Below are 25,494 nucleotides of genomic sequence, written 5' to 3'. Positions count from 1 at the left end.
TGACCCCGTCCCCGATCAGAAGCAGCTGCAGAGCGGATCGCCAGGGGCGCAGGTGCAGGGTTTGCTGTTGCCGCCGCTCGCCGGCTGGCCGCCGGACGGGCGCACGCCGCCGCCTCCGCCGCCGCGGCGGAGCTGCTCCTGCTTCTGCTGCTCGGCCTCGAGCTGCTTCTGCAGGGCGAGGCGCGTCGCCTCGTCCTTCGCGCTCGCGAGCTGGTCGCGGAGCCCCGACATCTTGGACTCGGACTCCTTCATCTGCGCCTCGAGCCGCTTGTTCGCCTCCTCGAGCTCGCGGGCGCGCGCGGCCTCGGCGGCGATGCGCGCCTCGTTCTCCTGGGCCGACTTGACCGCGGCGACGGTGATGCCGCCGATCACCAGCACGCTGGCGACGGCGCCGCCGATGAGGAGCTTGCGCAGCTTCTTCTTCGACTCGTCCTGCTGCAGCGCCGCGAGGGAGCGCTCGTGGTGCTGCTGCGCCGCCATCGCCTCGAGCCGCGCCTTCTGCTCGGCCTCGACGCGCGCCTTCTCGATCTCGGCCTGCCGGATCGCCTCGAGCCGCGCAGCCTCCTCGCGGGCGCGCCGCTCCTCGTTGCGGCGGCGCTCCTCCTCGGTGCGGAGGCGCAGCTCCTCGGCCTCGCGCGCGGCGCGCTCCGCCTCGACCCGCGCCTTCTCGGCGGCGGCGGCGGCGGCGGCCTTCTGGGCCTCTTCGGTCTTGATGCGATCCTCCTCGAGGTTCATCAGCTCCTTGAGCGAGAACAGGACCGAGCTTTCCTTCTGTTCCGACATGACCTCGTGGCTCCTTCGATCGAGCGCGTGCGGTTGGGCTACCTAGGGGCGGCGCGGAGAACCTGCAGGTCGCCCCGGGTGAGGGCACCGAGCAAGACGATTCTGACCCGCAGCGCGGCTTTCACGCAAATCTTCGCGATCACCGCGACCCTCGCGATGTCGAGGAACCGCGGGGCCGCCGGCCAGATTATCGCCGTGGCGCACGGCAGGTACCAGCGGAAATCGCAGCGCTCCGTCCCTTCCACGCTTCCACGCCCTCGACGTCCGTTGTCCGCGCACCTGTGTACCCGCGCCGCCGCGCGCACCCGCGCCGCCGAGCGACCTGTACCGTCCAGAGAGGGGCCGCGGACATGCTCGGGCCGGGAAGCCCGACACAGCGCCTCCCGAGGTCGCGGCGCCGCGCGCCACGGTCCCGTTGGATTCTCGGCGGCTCTCCGGTAGGTTCGCGCGCCCATGGCAAAAGTCATCAAGGCGCACATCACCGGTACCGTGTGGAAGATCGAGGTCAAGCCGGGCGACAGGGTCGAAGAGGGGACCGTCGTCGTCATCCTCGAGTCCATGAAGATGGAGATGCCCGTCGAGGCCGAGGACGAGGGGACGGTCGAGGAGATCCTCGTCACCGAGGGGGCCGCGGTCACCGAAGGCGCCCCGCTGATCAAGCTGGCCTGACCGCCCGGGCCGGCCGGCGTCCGCGCTTTCGCGGACTTGCCCGCCGCCTCCGAGAGGGCGCGGCGGGCGCTCACTCGCGCCAGAAGAACTTCCAGGGGTTGTGCTTGAGGTCGCGGGCGAGCTCCTGGAGGTCGTCAAACAGCTGCTCGTCCATCACCAGCGCGCCCACCGTCCCCTTGCCGCGCTTGACGTGGGCGAGGACCTCCTGGGCGTCGGCGGTCGCCGACCTCGCCCTGCCCGCGATCTCGGCGATGTCGTCGAGCGTCTTCCGGATCTTCGCCTGCTCCGGCTCGCCGCCCACCGTGGTGGACAGCCGGCGCGCGTTGGCCAGCGTCTCGCGCGCGTCCGCCATGAGCGGCGGCAGATCGCGCGCGGCCGTGCTGCTCACCTGATCCGCGTTCGCGAGGATCCGGTCGATCTGCGGGTTGTTCACGTACTTTTGCCGGGCGTCCTTCACGAGATCGGTGCCGTCGAGGCTGATCTGCTCGACGTTCTCGGCGATGCGATCGAGCCGGTCCTGGTTCCGGTGCATGAAGTCGCCGGTGCCCTTCAGCGTCTTCCGGAGCCCGTCGAACGCCTCGCCGACCTCCTCCCGGTGCTCGCGCATCGCCGTGACGGTCGCGTGCAGCAGCTCGTAGCCCTCGGCGAGGAGCATGTCGAGGCGCGGCGGATCCAGCCCCCGGACGACCGCGTTCGCCGGGAGCACCGGCCGATCGGTCGAGCCCGGCTCGATCGCGAGGAACTGCTCGCCGAGCACGCCCTGCGTCGTGACGTAGAACGTGGCGTTGTCGTGGATGCTCTGCTGGTAACGTTCCTCGACGCGCAGCTGGATGCGCACGAGCGGCTCGCGGCGGCCGTCCTTGCCGACCTGGCCGCCGCGGAAGTGGATCTCGCTGAGCTTGCCGACCTCGACCCCGGCGATCTTCACCGGCGCCCCGGTCTGGAGGCCGCCCGGGTTGTCGAACTCGACGTAGATCGAGTACTTCGGCTGGAAGTTGACCCCGCCCATCACGAGGATGAACGTGGCGAGGAGCCCGATCGCCGTGAGTATGAGGATCCCGACTTTGACCTCGATCGATCGCGGGCTTGCCATGGGTGCTTCATCTTGTCCGATCTTGCGGCAGAAGGTGAGGGAAATAGGCCGGGATCCAGCCGTGCGTGCCTCCTCGCCTGTGACGCATTGTTTCCGGCGCGCGTCGTGACGCTTCGCGCTGCCTTTGCCCTGACGCAACCGCAATTACCCCGCAGGTCGCGATGATTTCGTTCCGGAATGTCAGAAAATCCTTTGGACCCAAAGAGGTCCTCAAGGACGTCTCGTTCGACGTCGAGGACGGCGAGGTGTTCTTCATCATCGGGCAGTCGGGGGTCGGGAAGAGCGTGCTGATCAAGCACCTCGTCGGCCTGCTCTACCCGGACGGCGGGGAGATCTGGCTGGACGGCGAGGAGGTGAGCCGCTTCGACGAGGCCCGGATGTACCCGGTCCGGATGAAGTGCGCGATGGTGTTCCAGCACTCGACGCTGTTCGACTCGATGACGTGCGCCGAGAACGTCGCGCTCCCGCTCCGCAAGCACAAGGGGCTCAAGCCGAAGGAGGCGCTCGCGGAGGCGCGGCGGCGGCTCGAGCAGGTGCACATGCGCGAGTTCGCCGACCGCTTCCCGCCGGAGCTCGGCGACGGGATGCGCAAGCGCGTCGCCATCGCCCGCGCGCTCACGCTCGACCCGCGCTACGTGCTCTTCGACGAGCCGACCACGAGCCTCGACCCGGTGAGCGCGCGGCGCGTCGACAAGCTGATCCGCGAGCTCAGCGACACGCTCGGCGTGACGAGCATCGTCGTGAGCCACGATCTCGTGAGCATCTTCACGATCGCCGACCGCATCGTCATGCTCTATCAAGGGCTCGTCCGCCTCCTCGGGGATCGAGCGGTGTTCCAGGGCGCCGAGGACCCGATCGTGCGGCAGTTCATCACCGGCAGCGCGGAGGGGCCGATCGAGTGAGGCGCGGCGCGGCCGCGCGGTCGGGCTAGCGGAAGATCAGGAACGCGGCCGCCGAGATCAGCATGTTGAGGACGATGACCGCGAGCGAGGAGTTCACGACCGCCCGCGTCGTCGCCCAGCCCACGCCCTCGCTGCCGCCGAAGGTCGAGAGTCCGGAGTGGCCGGAGACCACCGGGATCGCGGCGCCGTACGCCACGCACTTGGCGAGGCCGGTGGCGAGGTCGCCCGCGTCGACGAGGCTCACGTTGATGAACGTCTCGGGGCTCACGCCGAACATGCTGTACGCGGTGACCATCCCCGTGGTGAACGCGACCGCGGCGCTCCAGACGATGAGGCACGTCGTCATGAGCAGGCTCGCGATGAACCGCGGCTTGATGAGGTAGTCGATCGGATCGGCCGCGCACATGCGCAGGGCGTCGACCTGCTCGGTCACCACCATCGAGCCGATCTCGGCGGCGATGCCGGCGCCGACGCGCGTGGCGAGCATCAGCGCGCCGATCGAGGCGGCGAGATCGCGGACGAGCAGCTCGAGGTAGGTCGCGCCGAGCATGGTCAGATCCGGGATGACCCGCTTGGCCTGCTGGCCGGCCTGAAAGACCATGATCATCCCGATGAAGCCCATCACGACCGTCAGGAAGAACAGCGATTTGTTGCCGATCTCGTACATCTGCACGAGCACGGCGCCCGGCTCGCGGCGGCCCTTCACGCAGTAGTAAAGCGTCCTTACGAACACCGAGTAGAGCTCGCGCGCGGACGCGAGGAGGGACAGCGCGGCGCCGCCGAGCGCGGCGACGCCGGACAGCTCGGGCGCGACGTCGCGGAGCTCGCTCGAGGGGGGGCCGGTGGGGGGGCCAGTGGGGGGGCCAGTGGGGGGGCCAGCGCTCGCGCGATCCGGGAAGCTCGGGTGGGAGTGGGGCATGCGCGGCGCCGTCGATCCGTCAGTCGAGCGTGAACGAGACGAAGTAGTCGAGGATGAAGATGCCGGCGGCCGAGGCGACGACGGTCGCGTTGACGGCGCGGCCGACGCCGGGGGCGCCGCCGGTCACGCCGAGGCCGTACTGGCAGCTCGAGAGCGCGAGGACGACGCCGAAGACGACGCTCTTGACGAGGCCGCTCATGACGTCGCCGATGCCGAGGAGCCCGCTCGTGAGGCCGTTGTAGAAGACGGCCGGGGCGACGCCGAGCAGGAGGTCGCCGGTGAACGCGGCGCCGAGCAGGGCGAGCGCGTCGGCGAAGATCACCGAGAGCAGCAGCGTCAGCACCATCGCGAGGAAGCGCGGGGCGATGAGGAAGCTCACCGGGTCGATCGCGAGCACGCGGAGGGCGTCGATCTGCTCGGTGACGACCATGGTGCCGAGCTCGGCGGTGTTGTTGGCGCCGACGCGGCCGTTGATCATGAGCGCCGTGAGCAGCGGGGCGATCTCGCGGAGCGTGCCGAAGCCCGCGCCCCAGCCGAGCAGGCCGTGCGCGCCGAAGCGCTCGACCAGCGGCGCCGCCTGGATGACCATGATCGCGCCGGTGAAGAGCGCCGTCACGACGACGATGGGCATCGACTTGACGCCCATCCTGTAGAGGTTGCGCATGAACTCGGCGCCGTCGACGCGGAGCGTGGCCACGCGCGCCGCGATCTGCCCCGCGAGCACGGCCATGCCACCGACCGTGGCGGCGATCTGCAGGAACGACGCGCCGACCTGGTGCACGCCGGAGGGCTCCTGCGCGAGCGGCGCGCGCCGCCGCCGCGGGGGCGGCCCGCCGGGGGCGGGGAGCGCGCCCGGGACGCGCGCGGCGGTGCCTGGGCCAGCAGGAGACGTCATCGGAACGGGGAGCTTAGCCCAAGGCCCACGGGGAGCGCGGCCCGATCCGACGCGATCCGCGCGCGCAGCGGCCCGGACAGCTACCCAGCCGGGAGATCGTCCCCTACCTGAAAAATACCTGCCTCTCCCCGGAGCCGTCCTGTGCGATGGCAAACGCGGACTTCCACGCGCAATGTTGGCTCGTCTCCCGCTCGAGGAGCGCGCCCGCGGGGCGGGGCCGCGGTGGCGCGGCGGCGCGGCGGCCGATGCCCGGTCTCCCGCGGATCGACCTGTGAGCCTGTGACGACGAGAGGCGCGATTCCATGTCCCAATCCGAGCGCGCGCACACCTTGACCGGCGAGCTGCCGACTGGCCTCCTCGACGACGGCCGGACGTTCGCCGTCCTCTCCGCGGCGACGTTCGCGCTGAAGGCGATCTTCGTGAAGCTCGCCTACGCCGCGCACCCGATCGACGCGGTGTCGCTGCTCGCGCTGCGGATGGGCATCGCGCTGCCGTTCTTCCTGTGGCTCGCCCGGAGGGAGCGCGGCGAGGCCGCCGAGCGCATGACGCCCCGCCTCTGGGGCGGCGTGCTGCTCGTCGGCTTCCTCGGGTACTACCTGTCCAGCCTGTTCGACTTCATCGGGCTCACGTACATCAGCACCGGCCTCGAGCGCCTGATCCTGTTCGTGTATCCGACGCTCGTGCTCCTGATCGGCGCGGTGTGGCTGAAGCAGCCGGTGCGCGCCAAGGCCTGGGGAGCGCTCGCCGTGTGCTATCTCGGCCTCGCGGCGGCCGTCTGGCACGATCTCGAGCAAACCGGGGACGCGCGGGTCGTCGCCGTCGGCGGAGCGTGGGTGTTCGCGAGCGCGGTGACCTACGCGCTCTATTACATCGGCGTCGGCAAGCTCGCCTCCAGGGTGGGCTCGACGCGCCTCGCCGCGTATTGCGGGGCGACCTCGTGCGTGATGGTGCTCGCGCACTACGCGGCGACGGGGAGCCCCGCGCGGCTTTCGGAGCTCCCGGCCGCGGTGTGGTGGTACGCGGCGGCGATGGCGACGATCAGCACGGTGCTCCCCATCGTCCTGCTCGCGGCGGCGATCCGGCGGCTCGGCGCCGGCCGGGCCGCGACGTTCTCGACGCTCGGCCCGGTGCTCACGATCGCGTTCTCCTGGGTCATCCTGGGCGAGCCGTTCGCGTGGCAGCAGGTCGTCGGGCTCGCGCTGGTCGTCGGCGGCGTGACCTCGCTCGGCAAATCGCGCTGAGCCGGACCGCCGCCCCGCCGCGGGATCACCCCGCCGGCGCCGCGGGCTGGGGCTCCGGCGCGCTGGTGCCGAAGAGCTCGCTCCGGACGCGCTCGCGCTCGCGCTCCACCTGCTCGGCCGTCGCGCCGAGCCGCACGAGGAGGCGCTCGGTCATCGAGAACGCGACCTCGGCCTCGCCGGTCACGACGACGTCCGCGCCCGCCTTCTTCAGCGCGGCCACCTCGCGCATGTAGAAGGCGCGGGCGAGGACGAACAGCCCCGGATTGATGCCCTTCGCCTGCTCGATCACCGCGTCCCCGGACGGGCCCGCCGACGTGAACAGCAGGCTGTCTGCCGTCCCGACCCCGGCGCGCTCGAGGATCTCCCGCTGCGTCGCGTCGCCGTAGATCGCGCGGATGCCCTGGCTCTGCAGGTGCCTCACCGTGTCGACGTTCAGCTCGACGACCGTGGGCTCGATGCCGTTCTCCCGGAGCAGCCGGGTCAGCGTCCGCCCGACCGGGCCGTAGCCCACGACGACCGTGCGGTGGGCGCTCTCGTCCACCGGCGCGGGCTCCGCGCCGGCCTGCGCCGCGGCGCCGCGGCGCAGGAGGAGCGCCGACGTCGATCGCGCCAGGCGATCCCGGAGGCTGAAGAGCAGGGGGTTCAAGGTGATCGACGCGATCGACGCGACGACGAGCGCCTGCGAGGCCTCGTCCGGCATGATGCCGAGCTGCCGGCCGAGCGTCGCGAGGATGAACGAGAACTCTCCGATCTGCGCGAGCGATAGGGCCACGGCGAAGGCGGTCTGGAGGGGGCGGCGGAGCAGCACCACGACGAAGAGCGCGGCGAGCGGCTTGCCGATCAGCACCACGGCGAGCGTCGCCGCGGCGACCGGCCAGCCGATGGCGAGCTGCGTGGGGTCGAGGAGCATGCCGACCGAGACGAAGAACAGCACGGCGAACGCGTCGCGCATCGGGAGCGCCTCGGAGGCGGCGCGCGAGCTGAAGTCGGACTGGCCGACGACGAGGCCGCCCAGGAAGGCGCCGAGCGCCATCGACGAGCCGAAGAGCTTCGCCGAGCCGACGGCGACGCCGAGCGCGACGACGAGCACCGTCAGCGTGAAGAGCTCCCGCGAGCCGGTCTTCGCCACGTAACCGAGCAGCGTGGGGATGACGCGCTGTCCGACGATGAAGACGAAGGCCACGAGCCCGGCGAGCTTGAAGACCGCGATGCCCACGGACACCGCGACCCCCGTCGCGCCCGCGCCGGCGTCCCCGCCGAGCAGGGCGGGGAGCAGCACGAGCACGAGCACGGTGAAGACGTCCTCGAGCACGAGCCAGCCGATGGCGAGGTGACCGGCCGGGGTGTGCAGGACGTGGCTGTCGCTGAGGACGCGCGTGAGCACGACGGTGCTCGCCACGGAGATGGCGATGCCGAAGACGATCGACGCGGCCCACGACCAGCCCGCGGCGCGGCCGACCAGGCCGCCGAGCGCGGTGGCGACGGCGATCTGGATGAGGGCGCCCGGCACGGCGACCTTGCGCACGGCGAGGAGCTCGCGGACGTGGAATTGCAGGCCGACCCCGAACATCAGCAGGATGACCCCGATCTCCGCGAGCTGATCCGCGAGCCCCTTGTCGGCGACGAACCCCGGCGTGAAGGGGCCGACGAGGATCCCGGCCAGCAGGTAGCCCACGATGGGCGACAGCCTCAGCCGCTGGGTCATGAAGCCGAACGCGAGGGCGGCGGTGAGCCCGCCCGTGAGCGTGAGGATCAGGTCGAGTTCGTGCGGCATGTCCGCGTCTAGTAGCGCTTCTCGCCGCCGGCCGCAGCCGTTACCGCGCGACGGAGCGGCGGAAGCTGCGCGACATCGTCATCGATCGTCGCGATCGTCGCGCCCGCGTGCCGGCCCCTACTTGCCCACGACGCCGATGGCCTCGTACGCCTCGATGATGTGCGGCTCCTCCTTGGCCTTCGCGATCCACTCCTGCATCGCGGGGAGGGCCAGGATCGACGCCACGTAGCGCTGAGAGACCGCGTCGAGCTCGACCCCGTAGGTGTCGAACCGCGTCGCGACCGGCGCGTAAATCGCGTCCGCGACGCTGAAGCGGCCAAACAGGAACTCGCCCCCTTGGCCGAAGCGAGATCGGCAGTCGTTCCAGATCGCTTGGACGCGCGCGATGTCCTGCGACGCGGCCTCGGTGATCGCCACGCCCTGGATCTTGCGCCGCACGTTCATCGGGAGCGCGGTGCGGAGCGCGGCGAAGCTGCTCGCCATCTCGGCGCTCACCGCCCGCGCGATGGCGCGAGCGCCGCGCGCCTCCGGCCAGAGCTTCGCGTCGGGGAAGCTCTCCGCCACGTACTCGGCGATCGCGAGCGACTCCCAGATCGTGAGCGCCCCGTGCTTCAGGGCCGGCACCTTGCCCGAGGGCGAGTGGCGCTGGATCTCCGGGGTGCGGACGCCCGGCGCCCGGAGCGGGATCACCACCTCGTCGAACTCGGCGCCGGCGTGCTTCAGGGCGAGCCAGGGCCGGAGCGACCACGAGGAATAGGACCTGTTTCCGATGTACAGAGTGAGCTCAGCCATCCGCGGAGTCTACCACCGCGGCGCGCCCGGGCGCGCCGCCGCCCTGGCCCTCACCCCGTCGGCTCGCCCCCGAACACCTCGCTCGCGAGCGCCTCCACCGCCATGCGCACGGCCTCGTCGCTCGTGTGGCGCACCCGGAAGCCCAGCGCCGCCAGCTTGCCCGGATCCATCCGCGATCGCGGCACGTCGCCGGGCCACCCGCGCTCGCCGCCCTGATACCGGATCACCGCGTCGGGGTAGGGCGACGCCGCCACGCACAGCTCCGCGATGCGGGAGACGCTCGTCGCGTCCTCGGGCGCGAGGTTGAAGATGTTGAGCCGCTCCGCCGCGCGATCGAAGCCGAACAGGATCCCCTCCGCGCAGTCGCGGACATCGAGGTACGGCTTCGACTGGCGCCCGTCGCCGAGCACCTCGAGCTCGGTGCGGCGGTCGCGGAGCTTCTTCAGGAAATCGAGCGCCGCACCGTGGGTCCCGCGCGGCCCGACCACGTTGCCGAAGCGGTAGATCCACGCGGTGAGGCCGAAGCACTCGACATAGGCGCTGATGAGCGCCTCGCCCGCGAGCTTGCTCGCGCCGTAGAGCGAGATCGGCAGGGCGCCGAGATCGCCCTCGGCGCACCGCCGCGCGGTGTCGCCGTAGACCGTCCCGGAGGACGAGAAGATCAGCCGGCTCACCCCCGTGCGCCGCATCGCCTCGAGCACGTTGTACGTCGCGATCGTCCCCTGCTCGAGATCGAGCCGCGTCCGCGCGAGCCCCCAGCGCGCCTCGGGGTTCGCGGCGAGGTGCACGACGAGGTCGTGGCCCGCCATCGCCTCGGTGAGGCGCTCGAGGTCGAGGGCGTCCGCCTCGACGAGCGTCGCGCGCCCGGAGGCGAGGTGCGAGGCCACGAACGCGCGGCGCCCGACCGAGAGGTTGTCGTACAGCGTCACGGGGCCGCGCTCGACGAGGCGATCGGTGAGGTGGCTCCCGATGAACCCGGCGCCGCCGACGACGAACGACCTGAGCCCGGTCATCGCCCACCTCCTCCGGCCGGGCGCTCGACCCGGGCCGCGAACTGCAGTCGATCCTGCGTCACCAAGCGGAAGGGCATGTCGTGGATCCGGAGCGGCCACTCGAGGCCGGTGATGCGCCCGCCCGCGCCGCGCACGAGCTCGACGAGCTCGCCCGGCGTGAAGTAGGCGCCGCGCACCTCGACGCCCGGCGCGGCGTTGCCGACGACGTCCATGAGGAGCAGCACCTTCTCCGAGACCGGGCCGAAGCGGAAGTGATCCTTGAGCGCGACGACGCGCGCGGCGACCCGGAGCGCCTCCGCGAGCAGCGCGGCGGGGCGCGCGCAGTGGTGCAGCACGTCGGAGAGGAGCACCGCCTCGAACGCCCCGTCGGGAAGGGGAGGCGCTCGCCGTCGTACGCGACGACCGGGAGCGCCGCGCCGGGGCGCGCCTTCACGTCGACGCCGACGACGCGCTGCGCGCCCACCCGGCGCGCGACCTCGAGCGCGACCGTCCCGTCGCCCGCGCCCACGTCGAGCAGCGACGACGCGCGGCCCACCTGCGCGGCCAGCGCCCGCGCGACGCGGCCCACGCGCGGCACGTGGACCAGGCGATGGTGCATGGAGAACAAGGCGCGCGCGAGGACCGTCATTCCACATCCGAGCCCCGGCGCCGTCCGCGCCGGAGAGCCGCGCGACCCTAGAACACCGATCACGTCAAGATCCAGAGAAAATCGGCAGATGGGAAGAGGACCGCCAGGGCGCAAGGGACGCAAGGGGAAGCGGGGAACAGATTATCTCTCTGTCCCCTTGCGCCCCGGCGCGAAAGGAGGGCTGACCTGAAACAGCCGCTCTTCCAGGGTCTACGACGATGACGTGGCGAGGCTCGCTCTCAGAGCCGTTCTCGCCCCGCTCTCGCTTGACCGATTCGCGCCATCGAACATAGCTGATTCAATGAACGGCACGCGCGGAACAGGGCTCATGAAATACGGTGTGCGCTGGTTCGGTCTGGCTTGCCTCCACATCGCTCTTTCAGGGTGCAGCGGAGAGCTTGGAGTCGAGGGAGCGGGCCAGAACAACGCCCCTCCGGACGGCGCGGCGGCGGGCGAGGCGGCGTTCGCGCCGGAGGAGCCGACGGAGCTCTGGTTCGTGGAGCTCGAGCGCGCGCCGGCCGCGACGAGCGGCGGGCGCGCGCGCGCGAAGGGCCTCGCCGACGAGGAGCGGGCGCTCTTCCGGCGGGCGGCCGAGGAGCGCGGGCTCCGGTACGCGCTCCGGTTCTCGTTCGAGGAGCTCTGGAACGGCCTCTCCGTTCGCGTCGCGCGCGGGGGCTCCGCCGCGCTCTCCGAGATGCCCGGGGTCAAGGCCGTCTACCCCGTCGTGCCCGTGGAGCTCGACGTCGCGCGCGCCGCGACCGCGGTCGATCCGGACCTCGCCGTCGCGAGCGACATGTCTGGCGCGGACCTCGTGCGCCGCGACCTCGGCGTGACCGGCGAGGGCATCCGCGTCGGCGTGATCGACAGCGGCGTCGACTACCATCACCCCGACCTCGGCGGCTGCTTCGGCCAGGGCTGCCGCGTGGCGTTCGGACACGACTTCGTCGGCGACGACTTCGTCAGCGGCGACGCGAGCAAGCCGCCGGTGCCCGACGGCGACCCCGACGATTGCCTGGGCCACGGCACGCACGTCGCCGGCATCATCGGGGCGAACGGGATCGTGCAGGGCGTGGCGCCGGACGTGACCTTCGGCGCCTACCGCGTGTTCGGCTGCCGCGGCGGATCGCGCGCCGACATCATCCTCAAGGCGATGGAGCGGGCCGCCGAGGACGGCATGCGCGTCGTCAACATCAGCATCGGAACGCCGTTCCAGTGGCCCGACTACCCGACGGCGGCCGCGGCGACCGCGCTCGTCGCGCGGGGCGTCGTGGTCGTCGCGTCGATCGGCAACAGCGGCGAGAAGGGGCTCTGGGCCGCGGGCGCGCCCGGCGTGGGCGAGGCGGTCATCGGCGCCGCGTCGATCGACGGCACCCGCGTGACCCGCCTGTCGTTCACCGTGGCGCCGGGCAACGCGGCGATCGGCTACGCGCGCGCGGAGGGGAGCCCGCCCCCGCCGCTCTCGGGGAGCGCGCCGCTCGCGCGCACCGGGACGCCCGCGAGCGCGCGCGACGCCTGCGACGAGCTCCCCGCGGGCAGCCTCGCGGGCAAGATCGCGCTCGTCCGGCGCGGCGGCTGCCCCTTCCACGAGAAGGCCGCGCGCGCGCAGGCCGCGGGCGCGGCTGGCGTCGTGATCTACAACGACCGGGGCGGGGAGATGAACCCGTCGGTCGCGTCGGGCGGCCCGATCTCGATCCCGGTCGTGGGGATCGCGCAGGCCGACGGCGAGCTGCTGAGCGCGCGCCTCGACGCGGGGCCGCTGACCCACAGCTGGACCGATCGGGCCGTGGCCGCGCAGAGCAGCACGGCGGGCCTCATCTCCGGCTTCAGCTCGCACGGCCTGAGCGCGGCGCTCTCCTTCAAGCCCGACCTCGCCGCGCCCGGCGGCGCGATCTACTCGACGGTACCGGTCGAGCAGGGCTCGTACGACACGCTCAGCGGCACGTCGATGGCGGCGCCGCACGTGGCGGGCGCCGTCGCGCTCCTGCTCGACGCGCGCCCGGAGCTCTCGGCGCCGCGCGTGCGCGACGTCCTGCAGAACAGCGCCGTCCCCGCGCCGCGGGGCGGCGATCCGAGCGGGCAGGTGCTCGAGGGCGCGCACCGGCAGGGGGCGGGGGTGATCCGCGTCGACCGGGCGATCCGCGCGACCACCGTGATCAGCCCCGGCAAACTCGCGCTCGGCGAGAGCGAAGCCGGCCCCGCCGCGCGCACGCTGACGCTCGAGAACGCGGCCGTGCACGACGTCACCTACGACCTGTCGCACGCGCCCGCCGCGTGCGCGACGGGCGGCGATCACTGGAGGCCGACGAGCGCGACGGCCGGCGCCGCGGCCGTCGATTTCGGCGCCCCGAGCGTCACCGTGCCCGCCCGCGGGCGCGCGACCGTCACCGTCACGATCAGGGCGAGCGACGCGCTCGCGGACGGGAGCCTGTTCGGCGGCTACCTCGTGTTCACCCCGCGGGGCGGCGCGGCCGACGGCCCGCTGCGGGTGCCGTACGCGGGGTTCAAGGGCGACTACCAGAGCGTCCCCGTCCTCAAGCCGTCGGGCAGCAGCGAGGCGCCGTGGCTCGGCAAGCTGAGCGGGACGCGCATGGTCCCCCAGCGGAGCGGCGCGACCTACACCCTGGCGTCGGACGACGTGCCGTACGTGATGGTCCACTTCGACCACGGCGCGGAGCGCGTGACCCTCGACGTCGTCGATGCCGCGACCGCGAAGCCGTGGGGGAGCGCGCTCTCGCTCTCGCACGTCGGCCAGAGCTCGTCGGCGACGGCGGCCACGCGGTACGGGTGGAAGGGCACGACGAAGCTCGACGGGCGGCCGACGGTCGTGCCGGACGGGGACTATCGGATCAAGCTCCGCGCGCTCCGGGCGCTCGGCGATCCGGGCAACGAGGCGCACTGGGACACGTGGACGTCGCCCGTCTTCACGATCGATCGGCCGTGAGCGGTGCGCTCACGGCGCCTTGTGTCGATCGTCCGTGAGCGGTGCGCTCACGGCGCCTTGTAGACGAGCACCGGCCGGAGCCGGCGGACGACGCGCACGAGCGCGCGCTGCGCCCGCATGACCGCGCCGATGTCCTTGTAAGCCGAGGGCGCCTCCTCGCGGAGCCGGTCGGCGAGGCGATGATCGAACCACACGCCCTCGGCCTCCCGCAGCAGCTGCCGCGCGCCGATGCGGCGGCGCGCCTCGCCCCGCGGCAGCGCGCGCCCGGCGCCGTGCGCCGACGACCCGAGCGCGTCGGGGTGGCCGCGCCCCGCCACGTGGAAGCTCGGGCTCCCCATCGACCCGGGCACGACGCCCAGCTCGCCCTCGCGGAGCCCCATGGCGCCCTTGCGGTGCACCCAGAGCGCGCGCCCGCCGTGCTCCTCGAGCCGCACGTGGTTGTGATCGACCTCGATGCGCGACGGCGCGTCGACCTCGACGCCGAACAGCTCGGCGAAGAGCCCCGCGGCCTCGGCCGCCATCCGGGCGCGGCTCGCCCGCGCGTAGCTCGCGGCCCACGCCGCGTCGGCGAGGTACGCGCGCCCTGCCTCGCTGTCGGCCTCGAGGAAGCGGACCCCCGAGGGATCGCGCGCCGCGAGCGCCTCGTGGTGCTCCCGGATCGCCGGCCCCATGGCGCGCGAGCCGCTGTGCAGGAGCAGCCACAGCGCGCCCTCCTCGTCGCGCTGCACCTCCAGGAAATGGTTTCCCCGGCCGAGTGTGCCGAGCTCCATGCGGCCCTCGCGGCGCTTCATCGCCTCGAGCCGCGGCGCGCCGAGCCGCGCCTCGGCGAGGTCGTCCGGCAGCGGCGGGGCGCCGGCGGCCAGGTGCAGGACGTGCGGGACGCGACGGCAGAGCCCCGAGAGGAGCCGCGCCGCGCGGTCGCGGTCCGCGAGCAGATCGGCGCCCGCGCGGAGCCGCAGGGCGACCATGCCGCACCCGATGTCGCCGCCGACCGCCGCCGGCAGGAGGCGGCGGGTCGTGGCGGTCACCGTGCCGACGCACACGTCGTCGGCCACGTGCGCGTCGGGCATCACCGCGACGTGCGCGACGTCCTCGGTGCGCGCGAGCCGCGCGAGCGAGGCGTCGAGCGCCGCGCCCGCGCCGTCCGGGAGCCACGCGGCGATGCGCGCGCTCACGGCTCCTCCTCCGGCGGCAGCACCTGGAAGGCGAGCGTCGGCGCGCGCTTGCGCGTGATCGCCCCCGCCACCTCCGCGCGCACGTAGCCCGCCACCCGCGCGAGCCGCGCCGCCGCCGCTTCCGGCGGCGTGCCCGGCCCGACCTGCACGACCACCGCGAGCCGGCTCGCGTCGGGCGCCGGCTCCACCTGCATCACCCAGACGTCCTGGAGGACGTCATCGCGGAGCGCGGCGAGCGCGTCGCTCACCGCCTCCTGCACCTGACGGCAGAGCTGGCGCTCCTTGCGCTGCGCCTTCCGCGCCGCCGTCCCACCGAACAACGAACCTGCGTCCACGACGGAGCGCGCGTCTTCGCGGCTCCGCGATCGATCCTTGCTCATGCCATGCTCCCGAGGGCGCGGCGACGCACCTACGCGTCTGCCGCGCGGTTTCCAGCGACACGCGAGATGAGCTCGGGGATGTGAGCCTCGCCGGCGCGCTCAGCGGCGCGCCAGACCGAGGCTCGTCGATGCAATCGGGTGCATGGCGGGCCTCCTTCGCTGCGAAGGGTGCACGAGCGAGGGCAGGCGCGCAAGGCGCGCAAGGCCGCGCTTCCGCGGGCCGCGCGCGCCTGCCGCTCCGGCGCTCGGCGCCGCGCGTGGAGCGGTCCGGCCATCCCTGGCCGGACCTGCGGCGGGCGGCGGTCCGGCCATCTCTGACCGGACCGCTTGCGGGCGGAGCTACAGGGCCTGTCGGTGCGCCGACGCGGCGCACTGGCGCTCGATGACCTTCGCGGCGTAGCGGAGCGTCCGGCGCGTGACCGCCACCATGAGCGGCGCGGTCAGCGCGTCCCAGAAGAACAGCTGCCGCCGCGTCCGCGTGTCGGTCGCGCGGATCCGCACCTCGTACGAGAGCATCGTCCGGCGATGGCCGTGGGGCGTCACGACGTAGCTGCCCGCCGCCTTGACGTACCCCGGGCAGTCGAACGCCTTGAACTCGGCGGCGGACCGCCTGACGTACAGGCTCTCCGCGTTCATCGGGCGCGCGATCGCGCCGACGACGATCTCGGAGCCTTCCTTCTCGGCGAGCCTGATCTGGCCGTAGTCCTCGACGTTCTGGAGCGACACGCGCGCGGGCGCCGGCAGCGGCGCGAGCCGGAGCCTGCGCCGGGCGCGACGCGCCTCGGCCACGCGGAGCGCGAGGAACGCGCGCAGCAGCAGCGAGGGGCTCCTCGCGAAGTCCACCCGCTTCAGCGCCGCGTACGTCGCCTCCGGCGTCGCCATCACGACGATTTGCTCGTTCACGACGATGTCCGCCACCGGCAGGAAAGACTCGATGAGCGTCGGGCAGGCGGCGGAGCGCTGCTGCCCCTCGAACGAGCTCTCCGTCGTGGCCTGTCCCTCTCCCTGTCGGCTCTCACCCTGTTCTGTCGAGATGTTCTGCATGGCGAGCTACCCCCTGCGCGAGTTCATTGGGGCAGCCGCGACGGATCGCCAGCAGGCGTCTCCTGCTCTTGGTGAGGGGCGCTCGGAGCACGCGAGACGGCGGAAATACCGCGAGAGCAGTTGAGGCCACGGCGGGGATCACGGCAAATGCTCTGTGCTCTCGACGAAAGGAAGAAAAACCGCCAAGACGCCGAGGGCGCCAAGAGAGCTCAGATTGCCTCTCTTGGCGTCCTTGGCCGCCTTGGCGGTTCATCTCTCATCGCCCGACTCTCGCCCGAGCGCCGCCCCGGAGCGGCGCCGGCGCTCAGCCCTTCGAGCGCCGGGAGGACTCCGCCATGCGGTGGGCGATGCGGAACGCCATCTCGAGCGACTGGCGGTAGTTCAGCCTCGGATCGCACAGGCTCGCGTACCGCCGGTCGAGATCGGACTCCGTGAGACCCGCCCCGATGCACTCGGTCACGTCGTCGCCCGTGAGCTCGAAGTGAACGCCGCCGAGGTGGGACCCGAGCGCCTCGTGCACCTCGAAGCTCGCCTCGATCTCGGTGAGGATGTCCTCGAAGTTCCGTGTCTTGATCCCGCCGGCCGTCGTCTGCGTGTTGCCGTGCATCGGGTCGGACATCCAGAGGACCTTGCGCCCCGCCGAGCGCACCGCCTCGATGAGCGGCGGGAGCCCCTCGCGCACCCGGCCGGCGCCCATGCGCACGATGAGCACGATCTTGCCCGGCTCGTCCGCCGGGTTCAGCCGGTCGAGGAGGCGGATCACCTCGCCGGGGACCGTCTTCGGGCCGAGCTTGATGCCCACGGGGTTTGCCACCCCGCTGAAGAACTCGACGTGCGCGCCGTCGGGCTGCCGCGTGCGCTCGCCGATCCAGGGCAGGTGGGTCGTCAGGTCGTAGTAGCCGGGGCGGCGCGCGACCTTCCGCGTCTGCGCCGACTCGTAATGCAGGTTGAGCCCCTCGTGGCTCGTGAAGAACTCGACCCGCGACAGCTCCCCGACAGGCACCTCGGCGAGCGCCTCCATGAACCGGAGGGCCTCCCCGACCTGCTCGGTCATCCGCTGGTAACGCTCGCGCAGCTCGCCGGGCAGATCCGCCCGCTCGAGGAAGCTCAGATCCCAGTACTCCGGGTGATGCAGATCGGCGAAGCCGCCCTCCGACAGGGACCGGATGAAATTCAGGGTGAGCGCCGCGTGCTGGTATCCCGCCACCATCAGGCCCGGATCCGGGCGCCGGGCGGCGGCCTCGAAGGGCGCGCGGTTGATGAGATCCCCGAAATAGCTCGGCAAGCTCACGCCGTCGCGCGTCTCGATCGGGCTGGATCGCGGCTTGGCGTACTGCCCCGCGAAGCGCCCGAGCCGCACGACCGGCCGGCGGGCGCCGTGCACCAGCACGAGCGACATCTGCAGCAGGATCTTCAGCTTGTTCGTGACGATGTTCGGGCTGCAGTCGTCGAGCGTCTCGGCGCAGTCGCCCCCTTGCAGCACGAACCTCCGGCCGACCTGCGCCTGGGCCAGATGGCCTTTGAGCCGCTCGACCTCCCACGAGGTCACGAGCGGCGGCAGCGCACGGAGCTTGTCGACGGCCGCGTCGACGGCCGCGGCATCGTCGTACGGCATGGGCGCCGCGTTGGGACGTTCACGCCATGAATCAGGCGACCAAGGTTGAGCAGGAACGGACATGAGTTGAGCCCTGATATGGCAAGGCTCCCACCCGCGCAACCCTCGGTCAACGCGATCGGCGCGCGCGGGCGATCATCGGCGCTCGGGCGCGTCGGCCGCCCCGGGCGACGGCCCGACGCGCGCCTCGATCGCCTGGATGGCCGCCTTGATCTCCTTCGCGATCGAGGCGCACGGCGCCGCGCAGCGGCTCATCCCCAGGAAGCCGCACCCCTTGCTCTTGCTGGAGACGAGCGGCGTGAGGACGTCGATCGCGCGCCGATCGCCGTCGGCCGTCGCGCGCCCCAGGAGCGCCTGCCGCGCCTTGCAGGAGGGGGCGGCGCGGAGCTCGTGCGCGACGCGCAGCGCGGGCGTCGCCCGCGCGAGGACCGCGGCCTCGGCGAGCCGCTTTGCGGCGCGCTCCTTCAGCGCAGCGCTGCCGATCGAGAGCTCGTAGAGGAGATCGGCCCCGTGGCTCCCCATGCCGGTCGCCATCAGGTCGAGCGCGGCCGACGCGGCCTCGGGAGGGCCGCCGGCGGCGCTCGAGACGACGCGCTTCACGTCGTCGTCCGCCGCCGCGCCCGGATCGAGCTCCAAGAGCCGCTTCGCCGCCGCGAGCGCGGCGGCGTGGTACGGGGGCGGGAGCGCGTGGCGCAGCATGAGCGCCCGGAAGATCGACGGATCCTTGGGGTAGCGCGCGGCGAGCGCCTCGAGCTGGAGCACGCCGCCCGCGGTCGCGGCGGCGAGCTCGTCGGCGGGGACCGCGTCGCTCGGCCGCGGGGCCACCGGACGCCGGGGCGCGGAGCCCGCGGACCCCGCGCGCTCGGCGCTCACCGCAGCCTCGAGCTGGGCGAGCGAACCGTCGTCGCGCAGCAGGGCGGCGCCGAGCACGAGGGCCACGACGGCGGCCGCGCCGGCGACCAGCCATCGCGCCGCGGCGGGCGCCCGCGAGAGCAGGGCGGCGCGGCCGGCCGGGGCGCCGCCGCCCGCGGTGAGGACGGTGGTCGTCCCGGGGAGCGAGCCCGGTCGATCGGGGGGGCTGCCCTGGCTGGCGCTGGTCCCGGAGGCCTGCGGCGGCATGCCCCGCTCCCCTAACACAGGCGCTGGCTGAGGCCCATGGGCGGCGTCGGGCGGCCGGGCCGCGGGCTCATCGCCGCTCGGCTCGCCACTGGAACAGCGCGGCCGCGAGCGCGGCGCCGACGCTGATCAGGAAGAGCAGCGCGTCCCAGACCGGCCATGCGATGCCGACGGCGCGCTGCAGGAGCACGCCCTCCAGCAGCCGGACGAGCAGCGACGCCACCCCGTAGGCCACGAGGGCGAGCACGACGGGCGTCGTGAGCCGCGGCGCGAGCGCGCTCAGCTTCGTGTCGTCCCGCCAGATGTGGCGGAAGACGTAGAAGCCGCCGAGCAGCCCCACGCCGAACAGGGCGCACAGGACCCCGAGCGTGAGCAGCGTGGCGCCCTGGCCCGACAGCGCGGCGCTGTCGCTCCGCGCCGCGCGCGCGAGGCCGGCGAGGCAGCTGACGAGCCCCGCGCCGAGCCACCCGAGGCCGAGGCTCGCCGAGAGGAAGACCATCTGCCGCGTCAGGTACGCCTCGGACGTGGCCGACCTGGGCAGGCCGAAGGCGTGCGAGAGCGCGTAGGGCCTGCCGAGCGTCACGGACGGGCGCCCGAGCGACGCGCTGGGCGGCTGCGCGGGCAGGGGCGCCTCCTCGAACGGCGCGAGCGCGCTGGCGAGCTCGCCCATCGAGGCGTAGCGGCCCTCCTTTTCCTTCGCCATGGCGCGCTGGACGATGAGCTCCAGGTCCGGCGGGATGTCCGGGTTCACCATCCGCGGCGCCGGCGGCTCCTCGGTCATGACGGCGAGCAGCATCGCCGTCGGGTCGCTGCGCTCGAAGGGGCGCTGCCCGGTGAGCGCGTGGTAGAGGACCGCGCCGATGGCATAGATGTCGGCCCGCGCGTCGATCTCGTCCCCCTTGGCCTGCTCCGGGGCCATGTAGGCCGGCGTTCCGAGGATCATGCCGGTCCGCGTGAGCCCGGACGGGGCGGAGGTCTTCGAGATGCCGAAATCGAGGACCTTGACGGTGGGGCACGCCGGGTCGCCCGTGAGGAAGATGTTCTCCGGCTTGATGTCCCGGTGCACGACGCCCGCGGCGTGCGCGGCCGCGATGCCGTCGCAGACCTCGCGCGCGATCCGCACCGCGGTGCCGACCGGCAGACGGCCCCCGGACGCCGCGAAGAGCTCGCCGAGCCCCTGGCCGTCCAGGTACTCGGCGATGATGCACGGCCGGCCGTCGCTCAGCCGGTTCACGTCGAAGATCTCGACGATGTGCGGGTTCCGGACCGACGCCGCCGCCTCCGCCTCGCGCTGGAATCGCGCGAGGATGGTGGGCTGCTGGGCGAGCTCGGGGTGAAGCGTCTTCAGGGCGAAGCGCTTGCCCGGGATGCGGGTGTGGTGCGTCTCGTAGACGCGGCCCATGCCGCCTTCTCCGAGGAGGCGGACGATGCGGTACGCCCCGGCCACCGTGGTGCCGACCAGCGGATCCGCCTCGACCGGCGGCTCGCCCGGCGCGTCCGACGCCGGCGGGGCGGGGGGACGGACCGTATCGGCGGTCGCGTAGTGCGCCGCCGCAGCGGGTCCCATGGGGACGTTGTGCGGCCGGACCGTCACCGGGGCGACGTCGTGCGCCGCCTCGCTTCCCCCCGGGGGGGGAGGCGGCCGGACCGTCTCCGCGGTCGTGGATGGGGACGCGGCTGCGGCGGCCTGGGCCTGCGCGGCGCGGACGGCGGCCAGGGCGGCCTGCCGCTCCGTGTCGCTCATGACGCGGGTCGGGCCCTCGCCCTCCTCAGGAGGCGACGGCGGCGCGCTGCCAGCAGCGCGGGACGCGGGTACGGCAGGGCTGCCCGAGCGACCGGGCGAAAAGCTCGAATCCGACACGCTCAGGGCCTCGCTCCCATGGATCCGGGTCGATCCTCGCCGGAGGCGGGGACCGACGATTCGTCGCCAACGCGCGGGCGAACACCGCGAGGCGACGCTACCACGGATCGCGCCGCGCGAGGGCGCCGACCTACCGAACCGCGATCGGTATGCGATGTCGAGGCGTTCGCGCGGCCGGTCCGGTTATCGCCGCACGGTGGTCGGATGGTCAGCCCGCGGGCTGCTCAACCGGGGCCGGCTTCTGCTTGGCGGCCTTGCGCTGCTCCGCGTCGAGGAGACCGATCCGCGCCTTCTGGCAGCGCTTCAGGCGCTTCTTCTTGAGCGGGGTGGCGAGCCATTCGTGACGCAGACGGACATTCCACTTCGGAGTATTGGCCATGATCTTAGGACTTTCTCTGCGAGGGGGGCGGAGACTACACAAACGTGCGGGAGCGTCAAGCTGACAGTGCGGTCGCCCGCTTCACATTTGTTGCGCTCGGCTTGTTGCGCTCGCCGCGCGGCGGCGAGGTCTTGCGCTCGCCGCGCGGCGGCGAGGTGGCTTTGTTGCGCTCGCCGCGATGCGGCGAGGTGAGGACGGCGGGCGCGTCGGCAGCGCTCTCACACATCGCGATCCGGTGCTGGAGACGGAGCCAGAGCGCGCCCGCGTCGGCCGCGGGGACGGTCGGGAACACGGCCGCGGCGCGGAGCAAGGACGCGGCCGCGGCGTGGAGGGGGCGCTCCGACGCGGTGAGGGCGCGCAGGGCGCTTCGGCGCTCGGACGACTGGCGCGCGACCGCGGCGCGGAAGTCCTCGCGGGCGAGGCGCAGGCGGGAGCGGACCGTGTTCTCCTTGAGCTCGAGCTCGCGCGCGATGTCCGCGACCGCGACGCCGAGCAGCTCGTACATCACGAGGATCACGCGCCGCTCGGGCGCGACCTTCCGGAGCAGCGCCGTCACGATCTCGGCGCGGTCGCCGCTCGCGAGCGATTGCTCCGGCGTCGGCGTCGGATCGCGCCCGTCGAACGGCCAGGACGCGCCGGCCCCGGACGGGATCTCGCGGCGCCGGTGAGCGCGCGCGTGGTAGTGGCTCGTCTTCCGCCACGCGATGCCGAACAGCCACCGCTGCAGCGCCGCCTCGGGCGTGATGCGCAGGGGCTGCGGCCCGTCCGCGGGGAGGCCGGGCGAAGGCGCGCCGTGGTAACGCCACGGCTCGTAGCCGGGCAGGGCTCGGTGGGCCGCGAGGAAGATCTCCTGGAGCATGTCGTCGACATCGTCCGTCTCGACGCCGAGCCAGCGGAGCGCGCGGTGCAGGAACGGCAGGCCCACGGCGTAGACCGTCTCGAACGACGGGCGCGCCGGCGGGGAAGGCGGCGAGGGCGACGTCATCCGGCCCCCCGCACCTGCGGGAAATCCGCGCCGGCGTAGGTGGGGTACGGGCGCGGCGCGGGCCGGCCGGCGGGCAGATCGGACGCCGGGGGCGGGCGCTGCCAGCGCTCGAGCGGCTCGAGCTCGACGAGCATGTCGAGGGAGGTCCGGAGCGAGAGGCGGAAATCCTCGTCCTCGGCAGCTCGAGCGCCGTGGAAGGCGACATAGAAGAGCACGGTGCCGAGCTGCGTCGCCCGCGGATCTCCCCGGCGCTGCAGGAAGCGATCGGCGAGATCGCACAGGGCGTGGAACAGGCGGCCTCCCGGGCGATGACTCTCGGGACCGCACACCTCGAGGGTGGCGCGCCGGCGGGCGCGCCGGGCCATGTTCTGCGTGGAAGGCGCGCGCGACAGCGCCTTCGGACGGGTCCGATTCGGCATGTTCCTGTCCACCGTAAGCCTGAGGTTGAGGGCGAATGCGCGCTGCGCGCATCCATCTCCCAGGATTACGGAGAGCGTCTGGAGATGATTTCGTCCTGCGCCGTCGCGCGCCTGCGCGGCGGCGACGAGGCGACGGCGGCGCGATGGAGCGAGCGGCGTCTGCCCGGCGAGGCGTCAGTCCGGCACGGGCGTGAGCTGCACCTGAAGATGGATCGGCGCGTCGCCGCTCTTCGCCTCGACGAGCCGATCCCAGGCGAAGTAGCCGGCCTTCTCCACGGTGATGCGGTGCGCGCCGGGCGGCAGCGCGACGCCGCGGGCGGCGACGTACGCGAGCGCGCCGATGTACTGGTCGTCGATCGTGACCGACGCGTCGGGCACGTTGCCCTTCATCCGCAGCGAGACCGTGGCCGGGGTCCGCGCGACGCACGACGAGAGCCCGAGCAGGAGGAGCGCCAGCGCGGCGCGGGGCCGCCTCGCGTTGCCGCCGGCCATCGTCACTCCCACTCGATGGTCGAGGGGGGCTTCGACGACACGTCGAGCACCACGCGGTTCACGCCGCGCACCTCGTTGATGATGCGCGAGCTCACCCGCGCGATGAGGTCGTAGGGCAGCCGCGCCCAGTCGGCGGTCATGCCGTCGGTCGAGTGCACCGCGCGGAGCGCGATCGCCTCGTCGTAGGTGCGCTCGTCGCCCATCACGCCCACCGAGCGGACCGGGAGGAGCACGCAGAAGCTCTGCCAGAGCGACTCGTAGAGCCCGGCGGCGCGGATCTCCTGGTCGAAGATCGTGTCGGCCGCCCTGAGCACGCGGAGCTTCTCCGGCGTCACCTCGCCGAGGCACCGCACCGCGAGCCCCGGGCCGGGGAACGGCTGGCGGTAGAGGATCTCCCGCGGCATGCCGAGCGCCTCGCCGGCGGCGCGCACCTCGTCCTTGAAGAGCTCCCGCAGCGGCTCGATGAGGCCGAGGTTCATCCGCTCGGGCAGGCCGCCGACGTTGTGGTGGCTCTTGATGACGGCGCTCGGCCCCTTGAACGAGACGCTCTCGATCACATCGGGGTAGAGCGTGCCCTGGACGAGCCACTTCGCGCCCTCGACGCGCTTCGCCTCCTCCTCGAACACCTCGATGAAGAGGCGGCCGATCACCTTGCGCTTCTGCTCGGGATCCACGACGCCGCGCAGCCCCTCGAGGAAGCGCGCCGACGCGTCGACGGCGTCGAGGTTCATGTGGAAGTGGTCGCGGAACGTCCGCTCGACGGTCTCGGCCTCGCCCTCGCGCAGGAGGCCGTTGTCGACGAAGATGCACGTCAGCCGGTCGCCGAGGGCGCGCTGGCAGAGGACCGCGGCGACCGAGGAGTCGACGCCGCCCGAGAGGCCGAGGATGACGCGGTCGTGCGGGCCGGCCTTCTCGCGGACCGCGGCGATCGCCTCCTCCACGAACGACGCGGGCGTCCACGTCGGGGAGAGGCCGGCGACGTCGAAGAGGAACGCCTGGAGGATCTCCTTGCCGCGCGGGGTGTGGACGACCTCGGGGTGGAACTGGAGGCCGTAGAGCTTGTCGCGCTCGCGGGCGACAGCGCAGAGCGGGCTGCCGGGCGTGGTGCCGAGCGCGACGAACCCCTCCGGCATCGCCGTGAGGCGATCGCCGTGGCTCATCCAGACGTCGATGGAGTCACCCTCGACGAAGCGGGAGAAGATGCCGGTCGGGCGATCGATCCGCACCGTGGCGGGGCCGTACTCGCCCCCCGTGTGCGCGCGCTCGACCTTGCCGCCGAGGTGGTGCGCCATGAGCTGGAGGCCGTAGCAGATGCCCAGCGTCGGGACGCCGAGCTCCAGCACCTCGCGGGAGCAGTGCGGCGCGTTGTCGCCGTACACGCTGGCGGGGCCGCCGGAGAGGATGAGCGCGCGCGGGGCGAGCCGGCGCAGCTCGGCGATCGGCACGTCGAAGCGGTGGATCTCGCAGTAGACGCCCGACTCGCGCACGCGCCTGGCGATGAGCTGCGTGTACTGAGAGCCGAAATCGAGGATGACGACGAAGTCCCGACGGGGTGAGAGCATGGCTGCCGCTAGCATGGCGGTGCTGGATCCGCCAGCGTCGGACGGGCCGGGGCGCAGGCGAGGCGCTCGCCGCGCAGACGTCATGGCTGCGCTGGCGTCATGGCCGCGCTGGGCGTCACGGCTGCGCTGGCGTCACGGCTGCGTGGGCGGCGGCGGCGGCGTGCCCGTCGGCGGAGCGCCCGTCGGCGGCGCGCCCGGCGACGGGGCGAGCAGCGGCGCGCCTGGCGTCGCCGCCGGCTCGTCCGGCGAGGCCGGCGCCGCGGGCGCGTCGCCCACGCCGCCGTCGTACGCGCGCGGGCGCTCGTACTCGGGCGGCGGGCCGGCCGGGAGCGGCTTCGGGGAGGACGAGGAGCACGCCGCGGCGAGGAGCGCGGCGAGGGCCGCAGCGACCGCGGCGACCTGAGAGGCGTTGTGCGGGCGTGTCATAGCTCGACTCCGCTGCCGCTCCCCCCGGCGTTCACGGGAGGAACGGGATGCGGCGGCAACTCGGGAGGACCCAACGGATCGGGCGGTATCTGGAGCTTCTCCGGATCGCCGAACGGCGAGGAGGGGACGGAGGGCGCCGGCGGGCCCTCGAGCGGCGCCCCGCGCGCGTTCGGCGCCGCGCGCGGGATGCCCGTGCTCGGCGGGGCGGGCGCGTCCTCGGCGGCGTCCGCGCCGCCGCACGCCGCGGGCGCGACCGCCGCGAGGAGCGCCCCCGCGAGGAGCGCCGCCCGCCGCGCAGGGCGGGCCGGGCGGGAGCGGGGTGCGAACGACGCCTGGCTCGAGCTTCGGAGATCGCCGGACACGGCCGGTACGCTAGCACGGAGGCGCAGG

The 25,494-nt window shown here is 73.1% G+C and carries 25 protein-coding genes; 4 read left to right on the top strand and 21 right to left on the bottom strand.

Annotated features, from left to right (window positions below):
• Positions 1 to 15: 15 nt before the first annotated feature.
• Positions 16 to 783 (bottom strand): hypothetical protein, encoded by a 768-nt coding sequence (locus WME98_RS47095; RefSeq protein WP_437948130.1) that lies wholly within the window; start codon positions 781 to 783, stop codon positions 16 to 18.
• A 453-nt stretch (positions 784 to 1,236) separates the two neighbouring features.
• Here WME98_RS47095 and WME98_RS47090 point away from each other — a divergent pair, with 453 nt between their 5' ends.
• Positions 1,237 to 1,452, top strand: coding sequence for a biotin/lipoyl-binding carrier protein (locus WME98_RS47090; RefSeq protein WP_437339000.1), 216 nt, complete (start codon positions 1,237 to 1,239; stop codon positions 1,450 to 1,452).
• 70 nt (positions 1,453 to 1,522) lie between these two features.
• Here the strand turns inward: WME98_RS47090 and WME98_RS47085 are convergent, their stop codons facing one another.
• Positions 1,523 to 2,545 (bottom strand): MlaD family protein, encoded by a 1,023-nt coding sequence (locus WME98_RS47085; protein ID WP_061629344.1) that lies wholly within the window; start codon positions 2,543 to 2,545, stop codon positions 1,523 to 1,525.
• A gap of 161 nt (positions 2,546 to 2,706) precedes the next feature.
• Here WME98_RS47085 and WME98_RS47080 point away from each other — a divergent pair, with 161 nt between their 5' ends.
• Complete coding sequence (locus tag WME98_RS47080; RefSeq protein ID WP_061629343.1) at positions 2,707 to 3,447, top strand: ABC transporter ATP-binding protein; 741 nt, start codon at positions 2,707 to 2,709, stop codon at positions 3,445 to 3,447.
• Positions 3,448 to 3,472: 25 nt separating this feature from the next.
• Here WME98_RS47080 and WME98_RS47075 read toward each other — a convergent pair whose 3' ends face one another.
• On the bottom strand, positions 3,473 to 4,366 hold the full coding sequence (locus tag WME98_RS47075) for an MlaE family ABC transporter permease (protein ID WP_437948129.1): 894 nt from the start codon (positions 4,364 to 4,366) through the stop codon (positions 3,473 to 3,475).
• Between the two features lie 19 nt (positions 4,367 to 4,385).
• Complete coding sequence (locus WME98_RS47070) at positions 4,386 to 5,261, bottom strand: ABC transporter permease (protein WP_063823965.1); 876 nt, start codon at positions 5,259 to 5,261, stop codon at positions 4,386 to 4,388.
• 302 nt (positions 5,262 to 5,563) lie between these two features.
• Between WME98_RS47070 and WME98_RS47065 the strand changes: the two genes are divergently transcribed.
• Entirely contained in the window at positions 5,564 to 6,502 is a 939-nt protein-coding gene (locus tag WME98_RS47065) for a DMT family transporter (RefSeq protein ID WP_437948128.1), read from the top strand.
• A 25-nt stretch (positions 6,503 to 6,527) separates the two neighbouring features.
• Here WME98_RS47065 and WME98_RS47060 read toward each other — a convergent pair whose 3' ends face one another.
• From WME98_RS47060 to WME98_RS47045, 4 genes are all read right to left on the bottom strand, one after another.
• A complete protein-coding gene (locus tag WME98_RS47060; protein WP_437948127.1) occupies positions 6,528 to 8,276 on the bottom strand; it encodes a cation:proton antiporter in 1,749 nt (582 codons plus the stop codon).
• Positions 8,277 to 8,393: 117 nt separating this feature from the next.
• Positions 8,394 to 9,068 (bottom strand): glutathione S-transferase family protein, encoded by a 675-nt coding sequence (locus tag WME98_RS47055; RefSeq protein WP_437948126.1) that lies wholly within the window; start codon positions 9,066 to 9,068, stop codon positions 8,394 to 8,396.
• A 50-nt stretch (positions 9,069 to 9,118) separates the two neighbouring features.
• The gene (locus WME98_RS47050) at positions 9,119 to 10,081 is read right to left on the bottom strand and encodes an NAD-dependent epimerase/dehydratase family protein (RefSeq protein ID WP_437948125.1); all 963 of its coding nucleotides are present in this window, start codon (positions 10,079 to 10,081) and stop codon (positions 9,119 to 9,121) included.
• Positions 10,078 to 10,431, bottom strand: coding sequence for a hypothetical protein (locus WME98_RS47045; RefSeq protein WP_437948124.1), 354 nt, complete (start codon positions 10,429 to 10,431; stop codon positions 10,078 to 10,080). The genes WME98_RS47050 and WME98_RS47045 overlap by 4 nt, the downstream gene beginning before the upstream one ends.
• Before the next feature lie 606 nt (positions 10,432 to 11,037).
• On the opposite strand from WME98_RS47045, the gene WME98_RS47040 reads away from it, so the two are divergent.
• Positions 11,038 to 13,650 (top strand): S8 family serine peptidase, encoded by a 2,613-nt coding sequence (locus tag WME98_RS47040; protein WP_437948123.1) that lies wholly within the window; start codon positions 11,038 to 11,040, stop codon positions 13,648 to 13,650.
• Positions 13,651 to 13,697: 47 nt separating this feature from the next.
• Here the strand turns inward: WME98_RS47040 and WME98_RS47035 are convergent, their stop codons facing one another.
• From WME98_RS47035 to WME98_RS46975, 13 genes are all read right to left on the bottom strand, one after another.
• On the bottom strand, positions 13,698 to 14,825 hold the full coding sequence (locus WME98_RS47035) for an RtcB family protein (RefSeq protein ID WP_437948122.1): 1,128 nt from the start codon (positions 14,823 to 14,825) through the stop codon (positions 13,698 to 13,700).
• Entirely contained in the window at positions 14,822 to 15,205 is a 384-nt protein-coding gene (locus tag WME98_RS47030; RefSeq protein WP_437948121.1) for a ribosome-binding factor A, read from the bottom strand. Before WME98_RS47030 ends, WME98_RS47035 begins: the two co-directional genes overlap by 4 nt.
• 339 nt (positions 15,206 to 15,544) lie before the next feature.
• Positions 15,545 to 16,249 carry a hypothetical protein gene (locus WME98_RS47025; protein WP_437948120.1) on the bottom strand — a complete coding sequence of 235 codons (705 nt, stop codon included), beginning with the start codon at positions 16,247 to 16,249 and terminating at the stop codon, positions 15,545 to 15,547.
• A 304-nt stretch (positions 16,250 to 16,553) separates the two neighbouring features.
• Positions 16,554 to 17,864, bottom strand: coding sequence for a 3-deoxy-7-phosphoheptulonate synthase class II (locus tag WME98_RS47020; protein WP_437948119.1), 1,311 nt, complete (start codon positions 17,862 to 17,864; stop codon positions 16,554 to 16,556).
• A gap of 135 nt (positions 17,865 to 17,999) precedes the next feature.
• Positions 18,000 to 18,983, bottom strand: coding sequence for a hypothetical protein (locus WME98_RS47015; protein WP_437948118.1), 984 nt, complete (start codon positions 18,981 to 18,983; stop codon positions 18,000 to 18,002).
• 67 nt (positions 18,984 to 19,050) lie between these two features.
• The gene (locus WME98_RS47010) at positions 19,051 to 20,724 is read right to left on the bottom strand and encodes a serine/threonine-protein kinase (protein WP_437948117.1); all 1,674 of its coding nucleotides are present in this window, start codon (positions 20,722 to 20,724) and stop codon (positions 19,051 to 19,053) included.
• 325 nt (positions 20,725 to 21,049) lie between these two features.
• The gene (locus tag WME98_RS47005; protein WP_437563796.1) at positions 21,050 to 21,220 is read right to left on the bottom strand and encodes a hypothetical protein; all 171 of its coding nucleotides are present in this window, start codon (positions 21,218 to 21,220) and stop codon (positions 21,050 to 21,052) included.
• A 55-nt stretch (positions 21,221 to 21,275) separates the two neighbouring features.
• On the bottom strand, positions 21,276 to 22,205 hold the full coding sequence (locus WME98_RS47000) for an RNA polymerase sigma factor (RefSeq protein WP_437948116.1): 930 nt from the start codon (positions 22,203 to 22,205) through the stop codon (positions 21,276 to 21,278).
• Complete coding sequence (locus tag WME98_RS46995) at positions 22,202 to 22,624, bottom strand: hypothetical protein (RefSeq protein WP_437948115.1); 423 nt, start codon at positions 22,622 to 22,624, stop codon at positions 22,202 to 22,204. Before WME98_RS46995 ends, WME98_RS47000 begins: the two co-directional genes overlap by 4 nt.
• 174 nt (positions 22,625 to 22,798) lie before the next feature.
• Positions 22,799 to 23,116, bottom strand: coding sequence for a PEGA domain-containing protein (locus tag WME98_RS46990; protein ID WP_437338989.1), 318 nt, complete (start codon positions 23,114 to 23,116; stop codon positions 22,799 to 22,801).
• Positions 23,117 to 23,118: 2 nt separating this feature from the next.
• A complete protein-coding gene (guaA, locus tag WME98_RS46985) occupies positions 23,119 to 24,693 on the bottom strand; it encodes a glutamine-hydrolyzing GMP synthase (protein ID WP_437338988.1) in 1,575 nt (524 codons plus the stop codon).
• A 117-nt stretch (positions 24,694 to 24,810) separates the two neighbouring features.
• Positions 24,811 to 25,104: a hypothetical protein gene (locus WME98_RS46980; protein ID WP_437948114.1), complete on the bottom strand. Its 294-nt coding sequence runs from the start codon at positions 25,102 to 25,104 to the stop codon at positions 24,811 to 24,813.
• A complete protein-coding gene (locus tag WME98_RS46975) occupies positions 25,101 to 25,466 on the bottom strand; it encodes a hypothetical protein (protein WP_437948113.1) in 366 nt (121 codons plus the stop codon). The genes WME98_RS46980 and WME98_RS46975 overlap by 4 nt, the downstream gene beginning before the upstream one ends.
• Positions 25,467 to 25,494: the final 28 nt, after the last annotated feature.

The organism is Sorangium sp. So ce296, assembly GCF_051529605.1.
GTDB lineage: Bacteria > Myxococcota_A > Polyangia > Polyangiales > Polyangiaceae > Sorangium > Sorangium cellulosum_D.
Note: the sequence above shows the minus strand (reverse complement) of the source record. Positions and strands in the feature narration are given on the sequence as shown.

Excerpts from the sequence above, each read along its gene's own strand:
- WME98_RS47020 (WP_437948119.1), bottom strand. The coding sequence starts at position 17,864 with ATGCCGTACGACGATGCCGCGGCCGTCGACGCGGCCGTCGACAAGCTC.
- WME98_RS47090 (WP_437339000.1), top strand. The coding sequence starts at position 1,237 with ATGGCAAAAGTCATCAAGGCGCACATCACCGGTACCGTGTGGAAGATC.
- WME98_RS47055 (WP_437948126.1), bottom strand. The coding sequence starts at position 9,068 with ATGGCTGAGCTCACTCTGTACATCGGAAACAGGTCCTATTCCTCGTGG.
- WME98_RS46990 (WP_437338989.1), bottom strand. The coding sequence starts at position 23,116 with ATGGCCGGCGGCAACGCGAGGCGGCCCCGCGCCGCGCTGGCGCTCCTC.
- WME98_RS47060 (WP_437948127.1), bottom strand. The coding sequence starts at position 8,276 with ATGCCGCACGAACTCGACCTGATCCTCACGCTCACGGGCGGGCTCACC.
- WME98_RS47075 (WP_437948129.1), bottom strand. The coding sequence starts at position 4,366 with ATGCCCCACTCCCACCCGAGCTTCCCGGATCGCGCGAGCGCTGGCCCC.
- WME98_RS47030 (WP_437948121.1), bottom strand. The coding sequence starts at position 15,205 with ATGAGCAAGGATCGATCGCGGAGCCGCGAAGACGCGCGCTCCGTCGTG.
- WME98_RS47015 (WP_437948118.1), bottom strand. The coding sequence starts at position 18,983 with ATGCCGCCGCAGGCCTCCGGGACCAGCGCCAGCCAGGGCAGCCCCCCC.
- WME98_RS47070 (WP_063823965.1), bottom strand. The coding sequence starts at position 5,261 with ATGACGTCTCCTGCTGGCCCAGGCACCGCCGCGCGCGTCCCGGGCGCG.
- WME98_RS47005 (WP_437563796.1), bottom strand. The coding sequence starts at position 21,220 with ATGGCCAATACTCCGAAGTGGAATGTCCGTCTGCGTCACGAATGGCTC.
- WME98_RS47085 (WP_061629344.1), bottom strand. The coding sequence starts at position 2,545 with ATGGCAAGCCCGCGATCGATCGAGGTCAAAGTCGGGATCCTCATACTC.
- WME98_RS47040 (WP_437948123.1), top strand. The coding sequence starts at position 11,038 with ATGAAATACGGTGTGCGCTGGTTCGGTCTGGCTTGCCTCCACATCGCT.
- WME98_RS47000 (WP_437948116.1), bottom strand. The coding sequence starts at position 22,205 with ATGACGTCGCCCTCGCCGCCTTCCCCGCCGGCGCGCCCGTCGTTCGAG.
- WME98_RS46980 (WP_437948114.1), bottom strand. The coding sequence starts at position 25,104 with ATGACACGCCCGCACAACGCCTCTCAGGTCGCCGCGGTCGCTGCGGCC.
- guaA (WP_437338988.1), bottom strand. The coding sequence starts at position 24,693 with ATGCTAGCGGCAGCCATGCTCTCACCCCGTCGGGACTTCGTCGTCATC.
- WME98_RS47010 (WP_437948117.1), bottom strand. The coding sequence starts at position 20,724 with ATGAGCGACACGGAGCGGCAGGCCGCCCTGGCCGCCGTCCGCGCCGCG.
- WME98_RS47080 (WP_061629343.1), top strand. The coding sequence starts at position 2,707 with ATGATTTCGTTCCGGAATGTCAGAAAATCCTTTGGACCCAAAGAGGTC.
- WME98_RS46995 (WP_437948115.1), bottom strand. The coding sequence starts at position 22,624 with ATGCCGAATCGGACCCGTCCGAAGGCGCTGTCGCGCGCGCCTTCCACG.
- WME98_RS47050 (WP_437948125.1), bottom strand. The coding sequence starts at position 10,081 with ATGACCGGGCTCAGGTCGTTCGTCGTCGGCGGCGCCGGGTTCATCGGG.
- WME98_RS47025 (WP_437948120.1), bottom strand. The coding sequence starts at position 16,249 with ATGCAGAACATCTCGACAGAACAGGGTGAGAGCCGACAGGGAGAGGGA.
- WME98_RS47065 (WP_437948128.1), top strand. The coding sequence starts at position 5,564 with ATGTCCCAATCCGAGCGCGCGCACACCTTGACCGGCGAGCTGCCGACT.
- WME98_RS47095 (WP_437948130.1), bottom strand. The coding sequence starts at position 783 with ATGTCGGAACAGAAGGAAAGCTCGGTCCTGTTCTCGCTCAAGGAGCTG.